This window comes from Sporichthya polymorpha DSM 43042 (assembly GCF_000384115.1).
GTDB classification, from domain to species: Bacteria; Actinomycetota; Actinomycetes; order Sporichthyales; family Sporichthyaceae; genus Sporichthya; species Sporichthya polymorpha.
Genome location: NZ_KB913029.1, coordinates 4,865,671 through 4,885,667, shown reverse-complemented (window position 1 = coordinate 4,885,667; position 19,997 = coordinate 4,865,671). Strand labels below are relative to the sequence as shown.

The window sequence follows — 19,997 nt, the reverse complement described above, 5'->3', positions numbered from 1 at the left end:
TGTGACAGGGGCTGTGCCGGGTACCTCAGGTTCCGGACTCGCGGACATCCTGCCGCTGACCCCGCTGCAGGAGGGCCTGTTCTTCCACCGCCTCGCGGACGCGGGCGGGCTCGACCTGTACACGAGCCAGCTGACGCTCGATCTCGCCGGCCCGCTGGAGCCGGCGCGCCTGCGCGCCGCGGGCCAGGCCCTGCTCGACCGGCACCCGAATCTGCGGGCCGCGTTCCGCCAGCGCAAGGACGGCGCCCCGGTCGCCCTCATCCCGCGCTCCGTCGAGCTGCCCTGGCGCGAACTCGACCTCTCGGGCGACGACCCCGACAAGCGCGAGCACGAACTGGCGCGCTTCGCGGACGAGGAGCAGGGCGCGCCCTTCGACCCGGGCGTCCCGCCGCTGGTGCGCTTCGCCCTCGTGCGCCTCGACGCCGATCGTCACACGCTCGTGGTGACACACCATCACATCCTGCTCGACGGCTGGTCGATGCCGCTTCTCGTGCAGGAGCTCTGCGACCTCTACGCGGCCGGTGGGGACGCCGGCGCCCTCCCGGCGCCCGTGCCCTTCCGCGCCCACCTCGAATGGCTCGCCGGTCAGGACCGCACCGCTGCGGTGGAGGAGTGGCGGACGGTCCTGGCCGGCGTCCCGGGACCGACGCTCGTGCGCCCCGAGGGCCGGGGGCGGCCCGCCGACCGGTCGCCGCTCACCGTCACCCGTCGCCTCGACGCGGCGACGACCGCGCGCCTGACGGCGGTCGCCCGCGAGCACGGGGCGACCGTCAGCACCGTGATCCAGTTGGTGTGGGGGCTCACGGTCGCGACGCTGACCGGGCGCACCGACGTCGTGTTCGGCACCACGGTCGCGGGGCGTTCGCCGGAGGTCGAGGGCGTCGAACGGATCCTCGGCCTGTGCATCAACACCGTTCCGGTACGGGTCTCTCTCGACCCGGCGGGATCGCTGGGCGAGAACCTGACGGCGCTGCAGCGGACGCAGACCGCGCTGCTCGACCATCAGCACCTCGGCCTGCCCGAGATCGCGCGGGCGGCCGGCACCGGTGAGCTCTTCGACACCATGACCGTCGTCGAGAACTGGCCGGAGACCGCGCCGGCCACCGAGGTCGGCGGCGTTCGCCTGACCGGCATGACATGCCGCGACGCCACCCACTACCCGCTCGACCTCGTCGCCCGGCCCGACCGCGAGCTCGAACTGCGCGTCCACCACCGGCTCGACCTCGTCGACGCCGGGACCGCCGAGCGCGTCGCCGACTGGCTGGTCGCCGCGCTGCGGTCGCTGGCGATCGAACCGGACCGCACGCCGGCCGGGCTCGACCTGCTGGCCGCCGCCGAGCGCACGCGGGTGCTGACCGACTGGAACGACACCGCCGTCGCGCCGGCCGACCCGGACGCCACGCTGACCGGCCGACTCGCCGCCCAGGTCGTGCGAACCCCGGACGCGCTCGCCGTCGTCGCCGACTCCCGCCGCCTGACCTACCGTCAGCTGCACGACGAGGCCGGCCGCCTGGCGGGGTTGCTGGCCGAACGCGGCGTCGGCCCGGAGTCCGTCGTCGCCGTCTCGGTGCCGCGGTCCGCGGAGCTGATGATCGCCCTGCTCGCGGTCGAGCTCGCGGGCGCCGCGTACCTGCCCGTCGAGGTCGACCTGCCCGCCGCGCGGCGCCGGGACCTGGTGACCGACGCCCGGCCGGTCATCGGCCTCACCGTGCGCGCGGGTCTCGACGAGCCCGAGGCCCTCGGGGACCTCGACTGGATCGTGCTCGACGACCCCGCGACCGCGGCGGAGCTCGCGACCCGTGTCGTCGCCGCCCCGCGCGAGCCGCACCCCGACGGCGCGGCGTACCTGATCTACACCTCCGGCTCGACCGGCCGGCCGAAGGGCGTCGCGGTCTCGCACCGCGCGATCGTGAACCGGCTGGACTGGATGCAGTCGGCGATGCCGCTGACCGGCGACGACCGCGTCCTGCAGAAGACCCCGGCGGGCTTCGACGTCTCGGTGTGGGAGTTCTTCTGGGCGCTCTGCGAGGGCGCCGCGGTGGTGTTCGCCCGGCCCGGCGGTCACGCCGACCCCGCGTACCTGCGGGAGCTGATCGCCGCCGAGCGCGTCACGACCCTGCACTTCGTCCCGTCGATGCTGGCGGCGTTCCTCGCCTCCGACGACGGCGCGTCGGCGGCGGGCCCGGACTGGCCGGCGACGCTCCGGCGTTGTGTCTGCAGCGGCGAGGCGCTCTCCACCGAGCTCGCGCAGCGCTGGCTCGACCGCACCGGGGTCGAGCTGCACAACCTCTACGGTCCGACCGAAGCCGCGGTCGACGTGACCGCATGGACGTGCCGGCCGGGCGCCGAGCTCCCGACCGCGCCCGGCGTGCCGATCGGCCGGCCGGTGTGGAACACGCAGGTCCGCGTGCTCGACGCCTGGCTGCGGCCGGCGCCGGTCGGCGTCCCGGGAGAGCTCTACCTCGCGGGCGTGCAGCTGGCGCGCGGCTACGCGGGCCGGCCGGGGCTGACGTCCGAACGCTTCGTCGCCGACCCCTACGGGGCGCCGGGGGAGCGGCTCTACCGCACCGGCGACCTGGTCGCCTGGCGGCACGACGGCGCCCTGACCTACCTCGGCCGCACCGACCACCAGGTGAAGATCCGCGGTCAACGCGTCGAGCCCGGTGAGCTCGAGGCCGCGCTCCTCGCCCGCCCCGACGTCGCCGCCGCGGCGGCCGTGCCGCGCACCGACGGGCCGGGCGGGACGTACCTGTGCGCCTACGTCGTCCCGGCGACCGGGGCGGAACTCGACCCGGACGCGGTCACCGCCGAGCTGACGGCCACGCTCCCCGCCGGACTCGTGCCCGGCGCGGTCGTCGTCCTCGACGCCCTGCCGGTGACCGCAAACGGCAAGCTGGACCGGGCCGGGCTGCCGGCTCCCGAACGCGCGCGGGGGGAGCGGCGCGAACCACGGACGGCGGCCGAGCAGGCCCTGTGCGAGGTGTTCGCCGCCGTGCTGCGGCTCGACGAGGTCGGGGTCGACGACGACTTCTTCTTCCTCGGCGGCGACAGCATCATCTCGATCTCGCTGGTCGCGCAGGCCCGCCGCCGCGGCATCGACCTGACGCCCCGCCAGATCTTCGAGCTCCGCACCCCGGCCGCCCTGGCGGCGACCGTGCCGGCGCAGGCCGCGACCGACGGCACGCCCGACGGCGCCCCCGTAGCCCTGCCGGCCGGCGACCCCGACGGCGTCGGGAACGTGCCGTTGCTGCCGGTGGTCCACTGGCTGCGGGAACGGGGCGGGCCGATCGGCCGCTTCAGCCAGTCGGTGCTCGTGCACACGCCGGCCGGTGCCGACGCGGCCCGGCTCGAGACGGCCCTGCAGGTCCTGTTCGACCGGCATGACGCGCTCCGCCTGCGGCTGACCCGGCCGGTCCCGCAGCTGTGGTCGCTGGCGGCGGAGCCGACCGGCCGCGTCCGCGCCGCAGACGTGCTCCGCCGCGTCGACGCCCGCACGTTCGACGCCGACGCCCTGCGCGCGGCGGTCGCCGCCGAGACCTCCGCGGCCGCCGACCGGCTCGACCCGGAGGCCGGCGAGATGGTCGCCGCGGTCTGGTTCGACCGCGGGGCCGAGGCGGGCCGACTCCTGCTCGTGGTCCACCACCTCGCCGTCGACGGCGTCTCGTGGCGGATCCTGCTCCCCGACCTCGCCGCGGCGTGGGCCGGGGAACCGCTGGACGCCGTGCCCACCACCCTCCGTACGTGGGCACGGCGCCTGGCCGACGAGGCGGCGAGCCCCGCGCGGTTGGGCGAACTCGAGCACTGGACGGCCACGACCGCCCCGGGCGCACGCCTCGTTCCGGCGGAAAGCTCGGCCGCGGAGCTCCCGGCCGCGGCGGCGAACTGGACACAGGCGGACACCGCACGGACCATCACCCGGTTGCCGGTCGCGGACACCGCCGCTCTGCTCGGTGCCGTTCCCGCCGCCGCCCGGTCGGGGGTGGCGAACGTCCTGCTCGTCGCGTTCGGGCGGGCCGTGGACCGCTGGCGCGCCGAGGCCGGTCGCGCCACCGGTCCGGTGCTCGTCGACGTCGAGGGCCACGGCCGCGACGCCTCCGCGCTGGGCGCGGCGGAGCTCGACCTCTCGCGCACCGTCGGGTGGCTGACGACCGTCCACCCGCTGCGCATCGAGACCGGCGGCGACTCGCTCGAGGGCGCGGTGCGCCGGGTGAAGGAGACCGTCCGCGCCGTGCCGGCCGCCGGGCTCGGCCACGGCCTGCTGCGGTACGTCAACCCGCAGTCGGCGCCGCTGCTCGCAGCCGGCGAGCGCGCGCAGGTGCTGTTCAACTACCTCGGGCGGATGCCGGCGGCCGACAGAACGGCCACCCCGTGGACGCCCGCGCCGGAGGCGGGCGTGCTCGGCGCCGCGGCCGACCCGGAGCAGCCGGTCCCGTACGTCCTCACCCTCGACGCGTTGACCGAGGACGGCCCGGACGGGCCCCAGCTCGCGGTGACGTGGACCTTCGTGCCCGACGCCCTGAGCGCTGCGGACGTGGACGCCTTGAGTGCCCACTTCGCCGCCGCTGTCGCGGAGCTGCGCGAGTGGGCCGCCGCCGGGAACACCGCTCTCACCCCGGCCGACCTGCCAGCCGTGACGCTCCGTCAGGACGAGATCGACCGCGTCTGCGCGTTCCACCGCGCGCGGACCCCCGGCTCGACCGTCACGGACATCTGGCCGCTCTCGCCGCTGCAGGAGGGCCTGTTCTTCCTGGCGTCCTTCGACGCCGGCCGCCGGGACATCTACACCGTCCAGGACCACTTCGACCTCGACACGACCGTCGACGTCGAGCGCCTGCGCACGGCGCTGGCGGCGTTGCTCGCCCGCACCCCGGTCCTGCGCGCGGGCTTCACCAACGACGGGCTGGCCGCGCCCGTGCAGTTCCTCGCGTCCGTCGTCGAGCCGCCGCTCGACGTCGTGGACCTGCGTGGTCTGGAGCCGGACGTCGAGGCCGACCGGCTCGCTGCCGTGATGGCGGCGGACCGCGCCCGGCGCTTCGACGTCACGTCGCCGCCACTGCTCGCGGTGACGGTCGTGCTGCGCGACGGCAACCGCAGCCGCATCGTGCTCAGCCACCACCTGCTGCTCTGGGACGGCTGGTCGGCCGCGTTGCTGTTCGCGGACCTGTTCGAGCTGTACGCGTCCGGCGGCGACGCGGCCGGGCTGCCGCGCCGCGGCTCGTACCGCGACTACCTGAGCTGGCTGAGAGAGCAGGACGCCGAGGTCTCGGCCGCGGTGTGGCGCGACGCGCTCGCCGAGCTCGACTCCCCGACGCTCGTCCACCCCGGACTCGGTGAGGCGGAGCCGGTGCCCCCGGGCATCCGCCGCATCACGCTCGACGAGGCCGCGTCGGACGCGATCCGCGCCGCCGCGCGCGCCGCCGGGGTCACGCTGAACACCCTCGTCAGCGCGGCCTGGGGCCTGGTGCTCTCGGGGCTGACGGGCTCCGGCGACGTCGTGTTCGGCACGACGGTGTCGGGCCGCCCACCGGCGGTGCCCGACGTCGAGACCGTCATCGGGCTGTTCCTCAACACCGTGCCCGCGCGCGTGCGGATCGACCCGGCCGAGACCGTCACCGACCTGCTCGGCCGACTGCACCGCGAACGCTCCGCGGTGCTCGGCCACGACTGGCTGGGGCTCGCGCGCATCCAGCGCGAGTCCGGGCACCCGCAGCTGTTCGACACGCTCTCGGTGATGCAGAACTTCCTCGGCGACGACGCCGATGCGGAGGCGTTCCGGCGCCGGCACGGGATCACCGACGTCGGCTACGCGGACGCCACGCACTACCCGCTCACCCTCGTCGTCACCCCGACGACGGAGCTGGTGCTCGGGCTCTACCACCGGCCCGACGTCGTGACCGAGGCCGCGGCGCAGGCCGTTCTCGACCGGTTCGCGGCGGTGCTCGAGGTTCTCGTCGCGGACCCCGGCGTCCGCGTCGGCGAGCTCGACACCCTGACCGCGACCGAGCGGGCGCAGGTGCTCGTCGAGTGGAACGACACCGCCGCCGACGCCGGGACCGAGTCGATCTCCGAACTGCTCGCCGAGCGCGCCGCGCTCTGCCCCGACGCGGTCGCGCTCGTGACCGCCGACGGTTCCTGGACCTACGCCGAGCTCGAGGCGCGGGTCAACCGCATCGCGCGGGCTCTGCTGGCCCGCGGCGCCGGGCCCGAACGCGTCGTCGCGCTCGCGCTCCCGCGCGCCGCCGACATGGTGGCCGCGCTGTTCGCCGTGCTGCGCACCGGCGCGGCCTACCTGCCGATCGACGCCGACACCCCGGCCGACCGCGTCGCGTTCGTGCTCGCCGACGCCGAACCCGTCTGCGTCCTGACCACCGCGGCCCGCGACGGGCAGCTGCCCGCCGACGGCCCGGAGCAGGTTCGGCTCGACGACCCGGCGACCGCCGCCGCCCTGGGGGCGCTGTCCGCGGAGCCGCTGGCCGACGCCGAGCGGCCCGGTTTCGCCCCCGGGGTGCCGCACCGGCTGGAGCACCCGGCCTACGTCATCTACACGTCCGGCTCGACCGGCCTGCCCAAGGGCGTGATCACGCCCTACCGCGGTCTGACGAACATGCAGCTGAACCACCGTCAGCACATCTTCGACCCGGTGGTGGCGCAGGCGGGCGGGCGGCGACTGCGCATCGCGCACACGGTCTCGTTCTCCTTCGACATGTCGTGGGAGGAGTTGCTCTGGCTCGTCGAGGGGCACGAGGTCCACGTCTGCGACGAGGATCTGCGCCGCGACCCGGAGGCGCTGGTGGCGTACTGCGCCGCGCACGCCGTCGACGTCGTCAACGTGACGCCGACCTACGCCGCGCAGCTGTTCGAGCACGGGCTGCTCGACGGCCCGCACGTCCCGCCGCTCGTCCTGCTCGGCGGCGAGGCGGTGCCCGAGCACGTGTGGTCGCGGCTGCTCACGACGCCCGGTGTCACCGGCTACAACCTCTACGGCCCGACCGAGTACACGATCAACACCCTCGGCGGCGGGACCGACGACAGCACGACGCCGACGGTCGGCCGCCCGATCCGCAACACGGTCGCCTACGTCCTGGACTCCCGGTTGCGTCCCGTGCCGCCCGGTGTCGCCGGGGAGCTGTACATCACCGGCGTCGGTCTGGCCCGCGGCTACCTGAAGCGCGCCGGCCTGACGGCGGAGCGGTTCGTCGCCGACCCGTTCGGCGAGCCGGGTGCGCGCATGTACCGCACGGGTGACCTCGTCCGGTGGCGGTCCGACGGTCTGCTCGACTTCGTCGGCCGCGCCGACGACCAGGTGAAGATCCGCGGCTACCGCGTCGAACCCGGCGAGGTCGCCGCGGCGCTCGCCGCGCACCCCGAGGTCGTCGACGCGGCGGTGATCGCCGTCCCGGCCGGCGACGGCACCGGCTCGTCCCGGCTCGTCGGGTACGTCGTGCCCGCGCCGGCGGTCGGGGACTCGCGCGACGCCGCCGAGTCCGCGCACGTCGAGCAGTGGCAGCAGATCTACGACGCCGAGTACACCGAGATCCCGACGGCGGTCTTCACGACCGACTTCGCCGGCTGGGACTCCAGCTACACCGGCGCCCCGATCCCGTTCGACGAGATGAGCGAGTGGCGCGACGCGACGCTCGCGCGGATCCGCTCCCTCGGTGCCCGCCGCGTTCTGGAGGTCGGCGTCGGCAGCGGCCTCCTGCTGTCCGGGCTCGCCCGCGACGTCGACGAGTACTGGGCCACCGACTTCTCGGCGCCGGTGATCGCGAAGCTGACCGCGGACGTCGCCACCGACCCGGAGCTGGCCGCGCGGGTGCGTCTGGAGTGCCGTCCCGCCGAGCACACCGCCGGTCTGCCGCGGGGTCACTTCGACGCGGTCGTGATCAACTCCGTCGTGCAGTACTTCCCGAGCGCCGAGCACCTTGCCGAGGTGCTCACCGGGCTCGCGGAGCTGCTCGCCCCGGGCGGCACACTGTTCGTCGGCGACGTCCGCGACCTGCGCTCGCTGCGCGCGTTCCACGCCGCGATCGCGGTGGAGCAGACGGATCCGGGCGTCGGGCCCGCCCAGCTAGAGGCGCAGATCGACCGCCGGGTCGCGCTGGAGAAGGAACTGGTGCTCCACCCCGCGTGGTTCGCCGACCTGGCGGAGCGGACCCCGACGCTGGCCGGAGCCGACATCCGGCTGAAGGCGGGCCGAGGCCACAACGAACTCACCCGGCACCGTTACGACGTCCTGCTGCACGCGGCCGGTGGGCCCGAACCGGTGGCCGTCGACACCGTGCCCGGGGCGGTGCGGATCGCCGACCTGGAGAACCCACGTCTGTCGGGGGAACTCGCGGCCCTCGAGTCGCTGACATCGGGATCGACGGCCGCCCGTGCCGCGCTGCGGTCCGCCCCGACGGGCACCGAACCCGACGACGTCGTCCGCGCGGGGTACCGCACTCTCTGCGTACCGGGAAGCGAGCCGGACCGGTACGAGGCGGTGCTCGTGCCGACCGATGCTCCCGTTCGGCTGACCGGGACCTGCCGCGCCCGGCCGGTGGGGGAGCTCGCCAACGCCCCGGCCGCCGCCCGCGCGGCGGCGGACCTGCTCGTGCGCCTACGGGGATTCCTGAAGGAGTCGATGCCGGACTACATGGTCCCGTCGGCCCTTGTGCCCCTGCCGGCACTGCCGCTGACCGTCAACGGCAAGCTCGACCGCCGCGCCCTGCCGGCGCCGGAGCCGGTCGCGACGACGGCCGGCCGCCCACCGGCGACCCCGGTCGAGGAGACGCTGTGCGCGCTGTTCGCCGAGGTGCTCGGGCTGGAGCGCGTCGGCGCCACCGACGACTTCTTCGCGGCCGGTGGCCACTCGCTGCTCGCCACGCGGCTGATCAGCCGGGCGCGCAGCGAGCTCGGCACCGACCTCGCGATCCGCGACCTGTTCGAGGCCCCGACCGCGGAGGAACTCGCCCGGCGGGTCGAGGCGACCCGCGGCCCGGCCCGCGCGGCGCTCGTGCCCGGCCCCCGCCCGGAGCGGGTCCCGCTCTCGGCCGCCCAACGCCGCCTCTGGCTGGTGGACCGGCTCGCCGGCCCGTCCGCGGCCTACAACTTCCCGCTGGTGTTCCGCCTGACCGGCGCGCTCGACACCGACGCGCTGCGTGCCGCCGTCGTCGACGTGATGACCCGTCACGAATCGCTGCGCACGCTGTTCGCCGAGGATCGGGGCGAGCCGTACCAGGACGTGCTCGACGCGGCGGTCGCGGCGGCCGAGTTCACCCGCTCGTGCTTCGAGGTCGTCCCGGTCGCCGAGGAGGCGATCGAGGACGTCGTGGCCGAGCGCGTGCGGGCGCCGTTCCGGCTCGGGGCGGAGCTCCCGGTCCGGGTGTCGGTCCTGACCGTCGCACCGGACGACGCGGTCGTCGTGATCGTCCTGCACCACGTCACCACCGACGAGTGGTCGGACCGGCCTTTCCTCGCCGACCTCGACACGGCCTACCGCGCCCGGGTCGCGGGGCTCGACCCCCGCCTGCCCGCGCTGCCGGTCCAGTACGCGGACTACACGCTGTGGCAGGACCGTCTGCTCGGCGACGCGGCGGACCCCGATTCGCTGATGGCGCGTCAGCTCGAATACTGGACCGCGACGCTCGCCGGGTCGCCGGTCGAGCTCCGGCTGCCCACCGACCGACCCCGGCCGGCCGAACCCTCCGGCGCGGGCGGCCTGCTCCGCGCCGAGGTGCCGGCCGAGACCGCCGCCGGTCTCCGCCGCCTCGCCGCGGCGAGTGGCGCCAGCATGTTCATGACCCTGCACGCGGCGTTCGCCGCGCTGCTGACCCGCCTCGGGGCGGGCGAGGACCTCCCGATCGGCGTGCCGGTCGCGGGCCGCGCCGACGGGGCGCTCGACGACCTCGTCGGGTTCTTCGTCAACACCGTGGTGCTCCGCACGGACACGTCGGGGGACCCGTCGTTCGCCGACCTGCTCGGCCGGGTTCGCGAGACCGGACTCGCCGCCTTCGACGCGGCGGACGTCCCGTTCGAGCGCGTGGTCGAGGCCGTCAACCCGCCGCGCGTGCCGGGCCGCAACCCGCTGTTCGGAGTGCTGATCGGGTACCACGCCCGCAGCGGCGACGACGCCGACCTCCTCGGCCTGCCGACGCGGTGGCTGGACCCGGCACTGGGTACCGCCCAGTTCGACCTCGCTGTCGACGTCGTCGACCCGGGCACGGGCGCCGCCGACGCGCTGCTGCTGAAGTTCGAGTACAGCCGGGACCTGTTCGACGGCGCGACCGTCGCCGGGCTCGCCGACCGGATGCTGCGGCTGCTCGCCGCCGTGGCCGCGGACCCGGACCGGCCGCTGAGCCGGCTCGACCTGCTCGCTCCCGGCGAACCCGCCGAACTGCTCGCGGCCGGCGTCGGCCCGGAGCTCGCGGTCCCCGAGCTGACGGTAGCTCAGATCCTCGCCGTACAGGCGGAGCGCACCCCCGACCGGCTCGCGCTGGTGGCGGGCGCGGAGCGGCTCACGTTCGCCGAGCTCACCGGCCGCGCGGGCGGTGTCGCCGCCCTGCTCACCGAGCACGGCGTTCGGCCGGGTGACCTCGTCGCCCTCGCGCTGCCGCGCACGGCGACGGTGCCGGCGATCTTCGGCGTTCTCGCCGCGGGTGCGGCGTACCTGCCGGTGGACGCGAACCAGCCGCCGGCGCGCCTGGAGCAGATGTTCGCCGAGGCCGCGCCGGTGGTCGTGCTGACGACCGCGGAGCTGGCGGGCCGGCTGCCCGCGGGGGTGCGGTCCGTCGTCCTCCCGGCGGACGCCGCTGTCGACCGGTTCGCGCCGGTCGCACTACCGGCGGACGCTCCCGCCTACGTCATCTTCACCTCGGGGTCGACGGGCACGCCCAAGGGCGTGGTCGGCATCCACCGCGGGCTGACGAACCTCTTCACCGCCCAGCGGGCCACCGTGATGGACCCGGCCGCGCAGGCACTCGGCCGGGAGGTCCTGCGCGCGAGCTGCGTGACCTCGTTCTCCTTCGACGCGTCGTGGGACCCGCTGCTGTGGCTGGTCGCCGGACACGAACTGCACGTCCTCGACGACGAGAGCGCGCTCGACCCGGCCGCGGTCGTCGCGTACCTGGGCACCGAGCGCATCGACTACCTCGACCTGACGCCGACGTTCCTGCGCGAGCTGATGCGTGCGGGCCTCGGCCCGGAGGGTGTCCGGCCGGCGGTCCTCGTCGTCGGGGGCGAGGCGACCCCGCCGGACCTGTGGGACGAGCTGACCTCCTGGCCGCTGGTCGCGGTCCACGACCTCTACGGCCCGACCGAGTGCACCGTCGACGCGTGGGGCCGCAGCGCGGCCCGCACCGGTGACACGATCCACCGCCGGGCCGGCGCCGTCGCGAACCTCGCGATCCGGATCCTCGACGCCGGGCTCGCTCCGGTGCCCGACGGTGTCCCCGGCGAGCTCTACCTCGCCGGCCCCGGTCTCGCCCGTGGTTACCTGAACCGTCCCGGCCTGACCGCCGACCGCTTCGTCGCCGACCCGTTCGGTCGGCCCGGTGCGCGGATGTACCGCACCGGTGACCTCGTCCGCCGGCGTGGGAACTCCGAGCTCGACTTCCTCGGTCGCGTCGACGGCCAGGTCAAGCTCCGCGGCCTGCGCATCGAGACCGGGGAGATCGAGGCGGCCCTCCGCGCGGCCGGTGCGGCCGACGCGGCCGTCGTCGTCCGCGAGGACCGGCCGGGCGATCCGCGTCTGGTCGCGTACGTGGTCGGGCGAACCGACGCCCCGTCAGACACCCCGTCGGACATCCAGGCGCTCCGTGCCGCCGCCGCGGCGACGCTGCCCGCGGCGCTGGTGCCGTCGGCGTTCGTCGTGTTGCCGGCGCTACCGCGATCGGTCGCGGGCAAGGTCGACCGCGCCGCGCTGCCGGCGCCGGTCGACCACCCACGCAGCGCCCTCGGGCGGGCGCCGGCCACGGCGCTCGAGGCGCAGGTCTGCGCCCTGTTCGCCGAGGTGCTCGGGCTGCCCGGAGGGGAGCGGCCCGGGGCCGACGCGGACTTCTTCGCGCTCGGCGGGCACTCCCTGCTCGCCATGCGCCTGGTCGCGCGACTGCGGGCCGACCTCGGGGCCGACGTGTCCCTGCGGACGGTCTTCGACGCCCCGACCCCCGAGCGGCTGGCCGCGCGGCTCGCGACCGCGTCGTCCGCGACCGCGCTTTCCGCGACCGTGCGCCCCGCGCTGACGCCGGTGCCGGCGGGCGCCGAGGTCCCGCTCGCCCCGGCCCAGCACGGGCTCTGGGTCCTGGACCGCATCGCCGGCCCGAGCCCGACCTACAACATCCCGATCGCCTGGCGCCTGACCGGGGAGCTCGACGCCGCCGCGCTCTGCGCCGCGGTGCGCGACCTCGCCGAGCGCCACGAGCCCCTGCGCACCGTCGTCGTCGAACGGGACGGCTTGCCGTACCAGCGGCTCGTGCCGGCGGAGGCGATCCGCGTCGTTGAGAGTGCGATCGAGCCCGCCGACCTCCCGGCCCGACTGCGGGCGGCCGCGCTCCACACCTTCGACCTGGAGACGGAACCGCCGCTGCGCGCCGAGCTGCTCCGGCTCGGCCCGACGGACCACGTCCTCGCGCTGACGGTGCATCACATCGCGGCCGACGAGTGGTCCGACGCGCCGCTGGTCACCGACCTGGCCACGGCCTACGCCGCGCGGCGGGCGGGCCGGGCGCCGGAGTTCGCCTCGCTGCCCGCGCGCTACGCGGACTTCGCGGCGTGGCAGCACGCGCTGCTGGGCGAACGCGGGACGCCGACCGAGTTCGCGCGGGCGCAGACCGGGTTCTGGCGCAACGCGCTGATTGGTCTGCCCGTCGAGCTCGCGCTGCCGACCGACCGGCCGCGGCCGCCGGTGGCGACGGGCCGCGGCGGCACCGTGCCGGTGACGATCGACGCCGAGCTCGCGGCCGCGCTGCGGGCGCTCGGGCGCGCCCACGACGTCAGCACGTTCATGGTTCTGCAGGCGGCGGTCGCCGCGCTGCTGCACCGCAGCGGCGCCGGCGACGACATCCCGATCGGCAGCCCGATCACCGGCCGCGCGGACCTCGCGCTCGGCGACCTCGTCGGGTACTTCCTCAACACGATCGTCCTGCGCACCGACCTGTCCGGGCGGCCCAGCTTCGCCGACGTGCTGCGCCGGGTGCGCGAGACCGACCTCGCGGCCTACGAGCACCAGGACCTGCCGTTCGACCGCGTCGTCGAGGCCGTGAACCCGGCCCGCTCGCCGTCCCGGCACCCGCTGTTCCAGGTGATGGTGGTTCACCTGCCTGCGCCCGACGGCGATCCGGAACTTCCGGGCCTGCAGACGACGCGGGTCGACGCCGACGCCGCGGTGGCGAAGTTCGACCTGTCGTTCGACTTCGTCGACGAGCGCGCCACCGACGGTGGGGTCGGCGGGATCTCCGGCGTCGTCGAGTACGCGGCGGACCTGTTCGACGAGAGCACGGCGGCGGGTCTGGCCGACCGCCTGCTCCGGCTGCTGCGCGCCGTGGTCGCCGATCCCGACCGGCCCGTCGCCGGGATCGACGTCCTGGCCCGCGGCGAGCGCGACGCTGCGCTCGCCGCGGGTCGGGGTCGACCGGCCGGCGCTCTCCCGGCCGGCGCTCTTCCGGCCGGCGGCGCCGCGACCGTTCCGGCGCTGTTCGAGGCGCAGGTGCGCCGCGACCCGGCCGCTCCCGCGCTGGTCGTGGGGGAGCGACGGCTGACGTTCGGCGAGCTCAACGCCGAGGCCAACCGGCTCGCGCGGCTGCTCGTGGCCGCGGGCGCCGGGCCGGAGCGACCGGTCGGCCTCGTGCTGCCGCGGACGCACGCGATGACCGCGATCCTCGCCGCGGCCAAGGCCGGGGCGCCCTACGTCCCGGCCGAGCCCGACGCCCCGGCCACCCGCACCGCGGCGATGTTCGCCGACGCGGGCGCGGTGGTCGTCGTGACGTCGTCCGGAGTCGCGGGCGCGACCGGCGAGTGGGGTGAGGTCCCCGTCCTCGTCGTCGACGACCCGGCGACCGTCGCGCGTCTGGCGAGTGCGGACGACCGCGACCTCACCGACGCCGACCGGCTCGCGCCGCTCGCTCCGGCGCACCCGGCGTACGTGATCTACACCTCGGGCTCGACGGGGACGCCGAAGGGCGTCGTCGTCCCGCACGCGGCCGTGGCGAACCTGTACGCCAGTCACGCCGCCGACCTGCACGCGCGAGCGGTCGCGGCGGCGGGCCGCGACCGGCTGCGCGTCGGGCACGCGTGGTCGTTCTCGTTCGACGCCTCCTGGCAGCCGCAGCTCTGGCTGCTCGGCGGGCACGAGGTGCACGTCCTCGACGACGAGACCCGCCGCGACGCCGACCTGCTCGTCGCCGCGGTGTGGGAGCGCGACCTCGACTTCCTCGAGGTGACGCCGTCCTTCCTCGCGCAGCTGCTGGCCGCCGGTCTGGTCCGCAGCGACGCGACCGGCACGCCGCACTGCCCGCTCCACCTGCTCGGGTTCGGTGGTGAGGCGGTGCCGCCGGGCGTGTGGACGCAGCTGCGCGAGCTCGCGGGCACCGACGCGGTCAACCTCTACGGTCCGACCGAGGCGACCGTCGACTCGCTCGTCGCGTTCGTCGACGAGTCGCCGGCCCCGGTGGTGGGCCGGCCCGTCGCCGGGGCGCGCGCCTGCGTCCTCGACGCCGCGTTGCACCCGGTGCCGCCCGGCGTCACCGGTGAGCTGTACCTGTCCGGCGCCGGTCTCGCCCGCGGCTACCTGAACCGTGCCGGCTTGACCGCCGACCGCTTCGTCGCCGATCCGTTCGGCCGGCCCGGGACGCGGATGTACCGCACCGGCGACCTCGCGCGGTTCGACGCGGCGGGCCGGCTGGAGTACCGCGGCCGGTCGGACGACCAGGTGAAGCTCCGCGGCTACCGGATCGAGCCGGCGGAGATCGAGGCCGTGCTCGGCCGCCACGGCGACCTCGCCGCGGCGGTGGTCGTCGTGCGCCCCGGCCCGGGTGGGGTCGAGCGGTTGGTCGCCTACGTGGTCCCGCGCCCGGGCGCCGCGGCGCCGCCTGCGGCGGAGCTGCGCCGGCTCGCCGCCGACGCCCTGCCGGACCACATGGTCCCGACGGTCTTCGTTTCGCTGGACGCGCTCCCGGTGCTGCCCGGCGGCAAGCTGAACCGCGCCGCGCTGCCGGAGCCGCCGGAGGCCGAGCGCATCCCGTCCCGTCCGCCGGCCACGGCGGTCGAGGCGGCCGTCGTTCTGGTCGTCGGGGACTTGCTCGGCATCGACGCGGGGGTCGAGGACGACTTCTTCGCCCTCGGCGGAGACAGCATCCTCGCGATGCAGGTGGTCAGCCGGCTGCGCGCGCTGGACTGGAAGGTGACGCCTCGGCAGATTCTGGCGGGGCGGACGCTGGACGCGATTGCGGCCGCCGCGACTCCGAGCGACGGCTCCGACACCGCCGACGACGGAACCGGCACGGTTCCGCTGACGCCGACGATGGTCTGGATGTCCGAGGTCGACACCCCGGTCGCCGCGATCCAGCAGTCGAGCCTGGTGCTCACCCCGGTCGGCACGACCAAGGACGGTCTGCGGCAGGCCCTCGCCGCGGTGGTCCTGCATCACGACCTCCTGCGGGCCCGGCTCGTCCGGGGCACGCCGTGGACGCTCGAGGTTCCGCCCGCGGAGCAGGCGGCGGTCCGCCTCGAGCGGGTCGATGCCAAGGGCGGAAGCGACCTGGAGACCCTCGTCGCCGAGCACGCCCGCGCGGCCCGGGACCGCGTCGACCCCGACGCCGGCGTGATGTGGGCCGCGGTGTGGTTCGACGGCGGACCCGGTGAACGCGGCCGGCTCCTGCTGACCGTGCACCACCTCGTGATGGACGCCATGTCGTGGCGCATCCTGCTCGAGGACCTCGCGGCCGCCGCTGCGGGTCGGGACCTGCCGCCGGTGACCACGTCGTTCCGCCGGCACGCGCAGTTGCTGACCGCCCAGGTTCCGCACCAGCGTGGCGGGCTCCCGGTCGCGGAGACCGTCCGGGCCGGTGGGGACCCGCTGCCGCTGAGGCGCCCGCTCGACCCGGCGCGCGACGTGGTCGGGACCGAGCGCACCCATTGCGAGACACTCCCGACCGGCCTCACCACGGCCCTGCTGGGCCCGGTGCCCGCGGCGTACGGGGCGCGCGTCGACGACGTGCTGCTCGCGGCGCTCGCGCTCGCCGTCGCCGACTGGCGGGACCGGCGCGGCGGCGTCGCGAGCTCTGGCGATGAAGCGGGCGGGACGACGCTCGTCGACGTCAAGGGCCACGGGCGCGCGGGCGACCTCGACGTCTCCCGCACGCTGGGCCGGTTCGCGACCGGCGTCCCGGTTCTGCTCGACCCGGGTCCGGTCCGGCTGGCTGACGTGGAGTCAGTCCCGGCGGCCGCGGCCGCCGTGCTGGACCGGGTGCGGGTGAGCGCCCAAGCCGCGTCCGCCGTCGGCGCGTCCGCGCCGCCACCGCTGGAGTTCAACTACCTCGGCCGGGTGGACGGTGCGGAGGACGCCGACTGGGCGAGCGCTCCGGAGGAGGCGGCCGCCGACCTCGGACTCGACCCCTCCCTCCCGCTCGCGCACGCGCTGTCCCTCGGCGCGGTGGCCGAGGAGGGGCCGGACGGCGTCGTCCTGCTCGCGACCTGGTCGTGGCCGGACGGCGTCCTCGACGCCGACGCCGTCGTCGACCTCGCCCAGACCTGGTTCCGCGCGCTCGCCGCGCTGGCCGCCGCGGCCCCGCGGGACTGACCCCGCACCCACGCACCGCGCCCGACAGACCCCTGCACAGAAGGAGAACCGCGATGACCAACCCCTTCGACAACCCGGACGGCACGTTCCTCGTCCTGGTCAACGACGAGGGCCAGCACAGCCTGTGGCCGGACTTCGTCGACGTCCCCGCCGGCTGGGAGACCCGCTTCGGCCCGGACACCCGCGCGGCGTGTCTCGACTACGTCGAGCGGTCGTGGACGGACATGCGTCCGGCGAGCCTCGTCCGTGCGATGGGTGGCTGAGCGTGGCGGCTTCCACCGGTCTGCGCGTCGCCTTCTTCGGTTTCGGCACCTGGGGTTCCCGCACCCTGCAGGCGCTGCTCGACTCGCACCACGAGGTCGTGCTCGTCGTCACGCACCCGCCGAGTGACGGAGCGTGGGAACGGATCTGGAACGACTCGGTCGAGGACCTCGCGCGGTCGGTCGACGTGCCGGTCCTGCTCCGCAACCGGCCCGACGACGCCGACCTGCAGGTGCGCCTGAAGGAGGCGGACCCCGACGTCATGGTCGCGGTCAACTGGCGGACGCTGATCCCGGCCGAGGTCGTCTCGCTGCCGCGGCTCGGGACGCTGAACGTCCACGACTCGCTGCTGCCGCGCTACGCCGGGTTCGCACCGCTGAACTGGGCGCTGATCAACGGCGAGACGCAGGTCGGCGTGACGGCCCATCTGATGGACGCCGAGCTCGACGCCGGCCCGATCGTGCTGCAGTGGGCGGTGCCGGTCGGTGCGCAGGACACCGCCGTCGACCTGTTCCACGCGACGCTGAAGCTGTTCGGCCCGATCACCGTGCAGGGGCTGGATCTGATGGCGAGCGGTCGCACCGACTTCCCGGCGCAGGACCGGAGCCAGGCGACGTTCTTCCACAAGCGGGCCGACGAGGACAACCGCATCGACTGGACGTGGCCGGCGCGGGACATCGTCAACCTGGTCCGCGCGCAGCCCGACCCGTACCCGAACGCGTGGACCTACCACCGCGGGGAGCGGCTCTCGGTGCTGAAGGCGTCCGTGTCGGAGAAGCGCTACGGCGGGACGCCGGGCCGCATCTTCTTCCGGGAGGGCCCCGGCGTGGCGATCGTCGCCGGTCCCGAGGCCCGGCGGGGGCAGAACGCCGCCGTGGTGATCGAGACCGTCCGCACCGCGGCGGGGGAGACGCTGCCCGCGCTCGAGTACTTCACCGCGATGGGCGGCTACCTCACCGACCGGCCGTGACGACGGTCTCGATCGTCTGGGCCGACCCGGCCGCGGTCCCGGCGTCGCTGCTGGGCCTGCTCGACGCCGGGGAACGGGCCCGGCACGACGCCCTGCTCCGGCCCGCGGACCGGCAGCGGTTCCTCGCCGCGCACGCGCTCACGCGGCTCGTGCTCGGCGAGGTCCTCGACACCGACCCCGCGGCGCTGGCCTTCGTCCACCGCTGCGCCACCTGCGGCGGCCCCCACGGCAAGCCCGCCCTCCGTCAAAAAGGGGTGACACCCTTTCTTGACAGCGGTCGGCCGGAGTTCTCCGTCAGCCACGCGGGGGACCGGGTGGTGGTCGCGGTCGCGGGGGCGCCGGTCGGGGTCGACGTCGAGACGGCGGGGGCCGCGCTCGAACCCGCCGAGTTCGCGGCGGTCACCCTCGCCCCGACCGAGCGGCGGGCCCTCGGCGAGCTCCCGCCGGGGGAGCAGCCCGCCGCGCTCCTGCGGACCTGGGTCCGGAAGGAGGCCGTCCTCAAGGCCACCGGACGCGGGCTCGCGGTCCCGCCCGACCGGGTCGAACTCGCCCCGCCCGGAGCACCGCCGGCGCTGGTGGCCTGGGGGGCGGAGGACGACCCCGGACCCGTCGCGCTGGCCGACGTCGACCTCGGGCCGGGACGGATCGCGGCGGTCGCCGTCCTCGCGCCGACCACGCCGAACGTCGAGATCAGGGCGTGGTCCGGCCGCCCGACGTTCGCGGGCGCGCCGGCGGGGTAGAGCCGGTCCAGGTGCGGCGACGGGGCGCCGCGACGGAACACGGGGGTGAACGGTGCGACGGGTTATCGCCCTGGTCGCGAGTCCGGTGCTGGCGATCGGGTTGCTCGCCGGGTGCGGCGGCGACGAGGCGTCGTCCGGGTCGTCGGGCCCGATGTCGATCGCGGTCACGCCGGCCGCCGACGCCCGCAACGTCGGCGCCGGCGCCACGGTGAAGGTGACCGGCTCGAACGGCCGGCTCACCGAGGTCCGCGTCACCGACGGGAAAAGCGACCAGCTCGACGGCAGGTACGCCCCCGACCGGACGGCCTGGAACTCCACCGTGCCGGTGAAGGTCGGCACGCGCTACACCGTCCACGCGTGGGGCGAGGGCGCCGACGGCGCCCCGGTCGAGAAGATCACCCGCTTCTCCACGACCGACGTGAAGCGCTCGGACACCCTGGAGATCGCGTCGGTCCAGCCGGAGAACGGCGCCAAGGTCGGCGTCGGGCACCCGTTGATGGTCACGTTCAACCAGCCCGTCGAGGACCGCAAGATCGTCCAGAAGGCACTGCAGGTCCGCACCACCCCGCGGGTCGAGGGCGCCTGGTACTGGATCGACGACGTCACCGTCGACTACCGCCCGGAGAAGTTCTGGCCGGCCGGGACGAAGGTGACGCTCGCCGCGAAGCTGAAGGACATTCAGGCGGGCGACGGCGTCCTCGGCGGCGCCAACCGCAGGTCGACGTTCACCGTCGACCGGGCGCAGATCATCACCGTCGACGTCGACAAGCACAAGCTGACGGTCGAGCGCGACGGCAAGCCGCTGAAGACCTACGACGTCACCACGGGCAAGAAGGGCTGGGAAACCCGCACCGGCACGAAGATCGTCATGGACAAGGAACGCAACAAGAAGTGGACCGACGAGGCGATCGACGCCCCGGAGGACTACGAGTACAGGTCCAAGTACGCCATGCGGATCACCAACAGCGGCGAGTTTCTCCACGACGCCCCCTGGAACCGGGGGACCATCGGCGAGGCGAACACCTCGCACGGGTGCATCGGACTGCTGCCCGAGGCCGCGGAGTGGCTGTACCAGAACACGATCGTCGGTGACCCGGTCGTGGTCGTGGGCTCCTCCCGGCCGTTCGACGACCTGCTCAACCGCGTGGCGGACTGGACCGTGCCCTGGGAGAAGTGGAAGGCCGGGAACGCCGACCAGACCTGACGGGCCGCACCGTGATCCGGGCCACACCCGCTGCGCCATTACGCTTCCGGC

General features: G+C 75.3%; 5 protein-coding genes. All 5 read left to right on the top strand.

What is annotated here, in order from left to right:
- The first annotated feature begins 13 nt into the window (after positions 1-13).
- The 5 genes from SPOPO_RS31350 to SPOPO_RS31340 are packed head-to-tail and all read left to right on the top strand — an operon-like array spanning position 14 to position 19,946.
- Positions 14-16,771 (top strand): non-ribosomal peptide synthetase, encoded by a 16,758-nt coding sequence (locus SPOPO_RS31350; protein WP_051098431.1) that lies wholly within the window; start codon positions 14-16, stop codon positions 16,769-16,771.
- Positions 16,772-16,824: 53 nt separating this feature from the next.
- A complete protein-coding gene (locus tag SPOPO_RS0123615; RefSeq protein WP_019877624.1) occupies positions 16,825-17,034 on the top strand; it encodes an MbtH family protein in 210 nt (69 codons plus the stop codon).
- Between the two features lie 20 nt (positions 17,035-17,054).
- Complete coding sequence (locus SPOPO_RS0123610) at positions 17,055-18,002, top strand: formyltransferase family protein (RefSeq protein WP_028985053.1); 948 nt, start codon at positions 17,055-17,057, stop codon at positions 18,000-18,002.
- Complete coding sequence (locus SPOPO_RS31345) at positions 17,999-18,742, top strand: 4'-phosphopantetheinyl transferase family protein (RefSeq protein ID WP_019877620.1); 744 nt, start codon at positions 17,999-18,001, stop codon at positions 18,740-18,742. Before SPOPO_RS0123610 ends, SPOPO_RS31345 begins: the two co-directional genes overlap by 4 nt.
- Before the next feature lie 52 nt (positions 18,743-18,794).
- Positions 18,795-19,946, top strand: a complete 1,152-nt coding sequence (locus SPOPO_RS31340; protein WP_019877618.1) for a L,D-transpeptidase — start codon at positions 18,795-18,797, stop codon at positions 19,944-19,946.
- Positions 19,947-19,997: the final 51 nt, after the last annotated feature.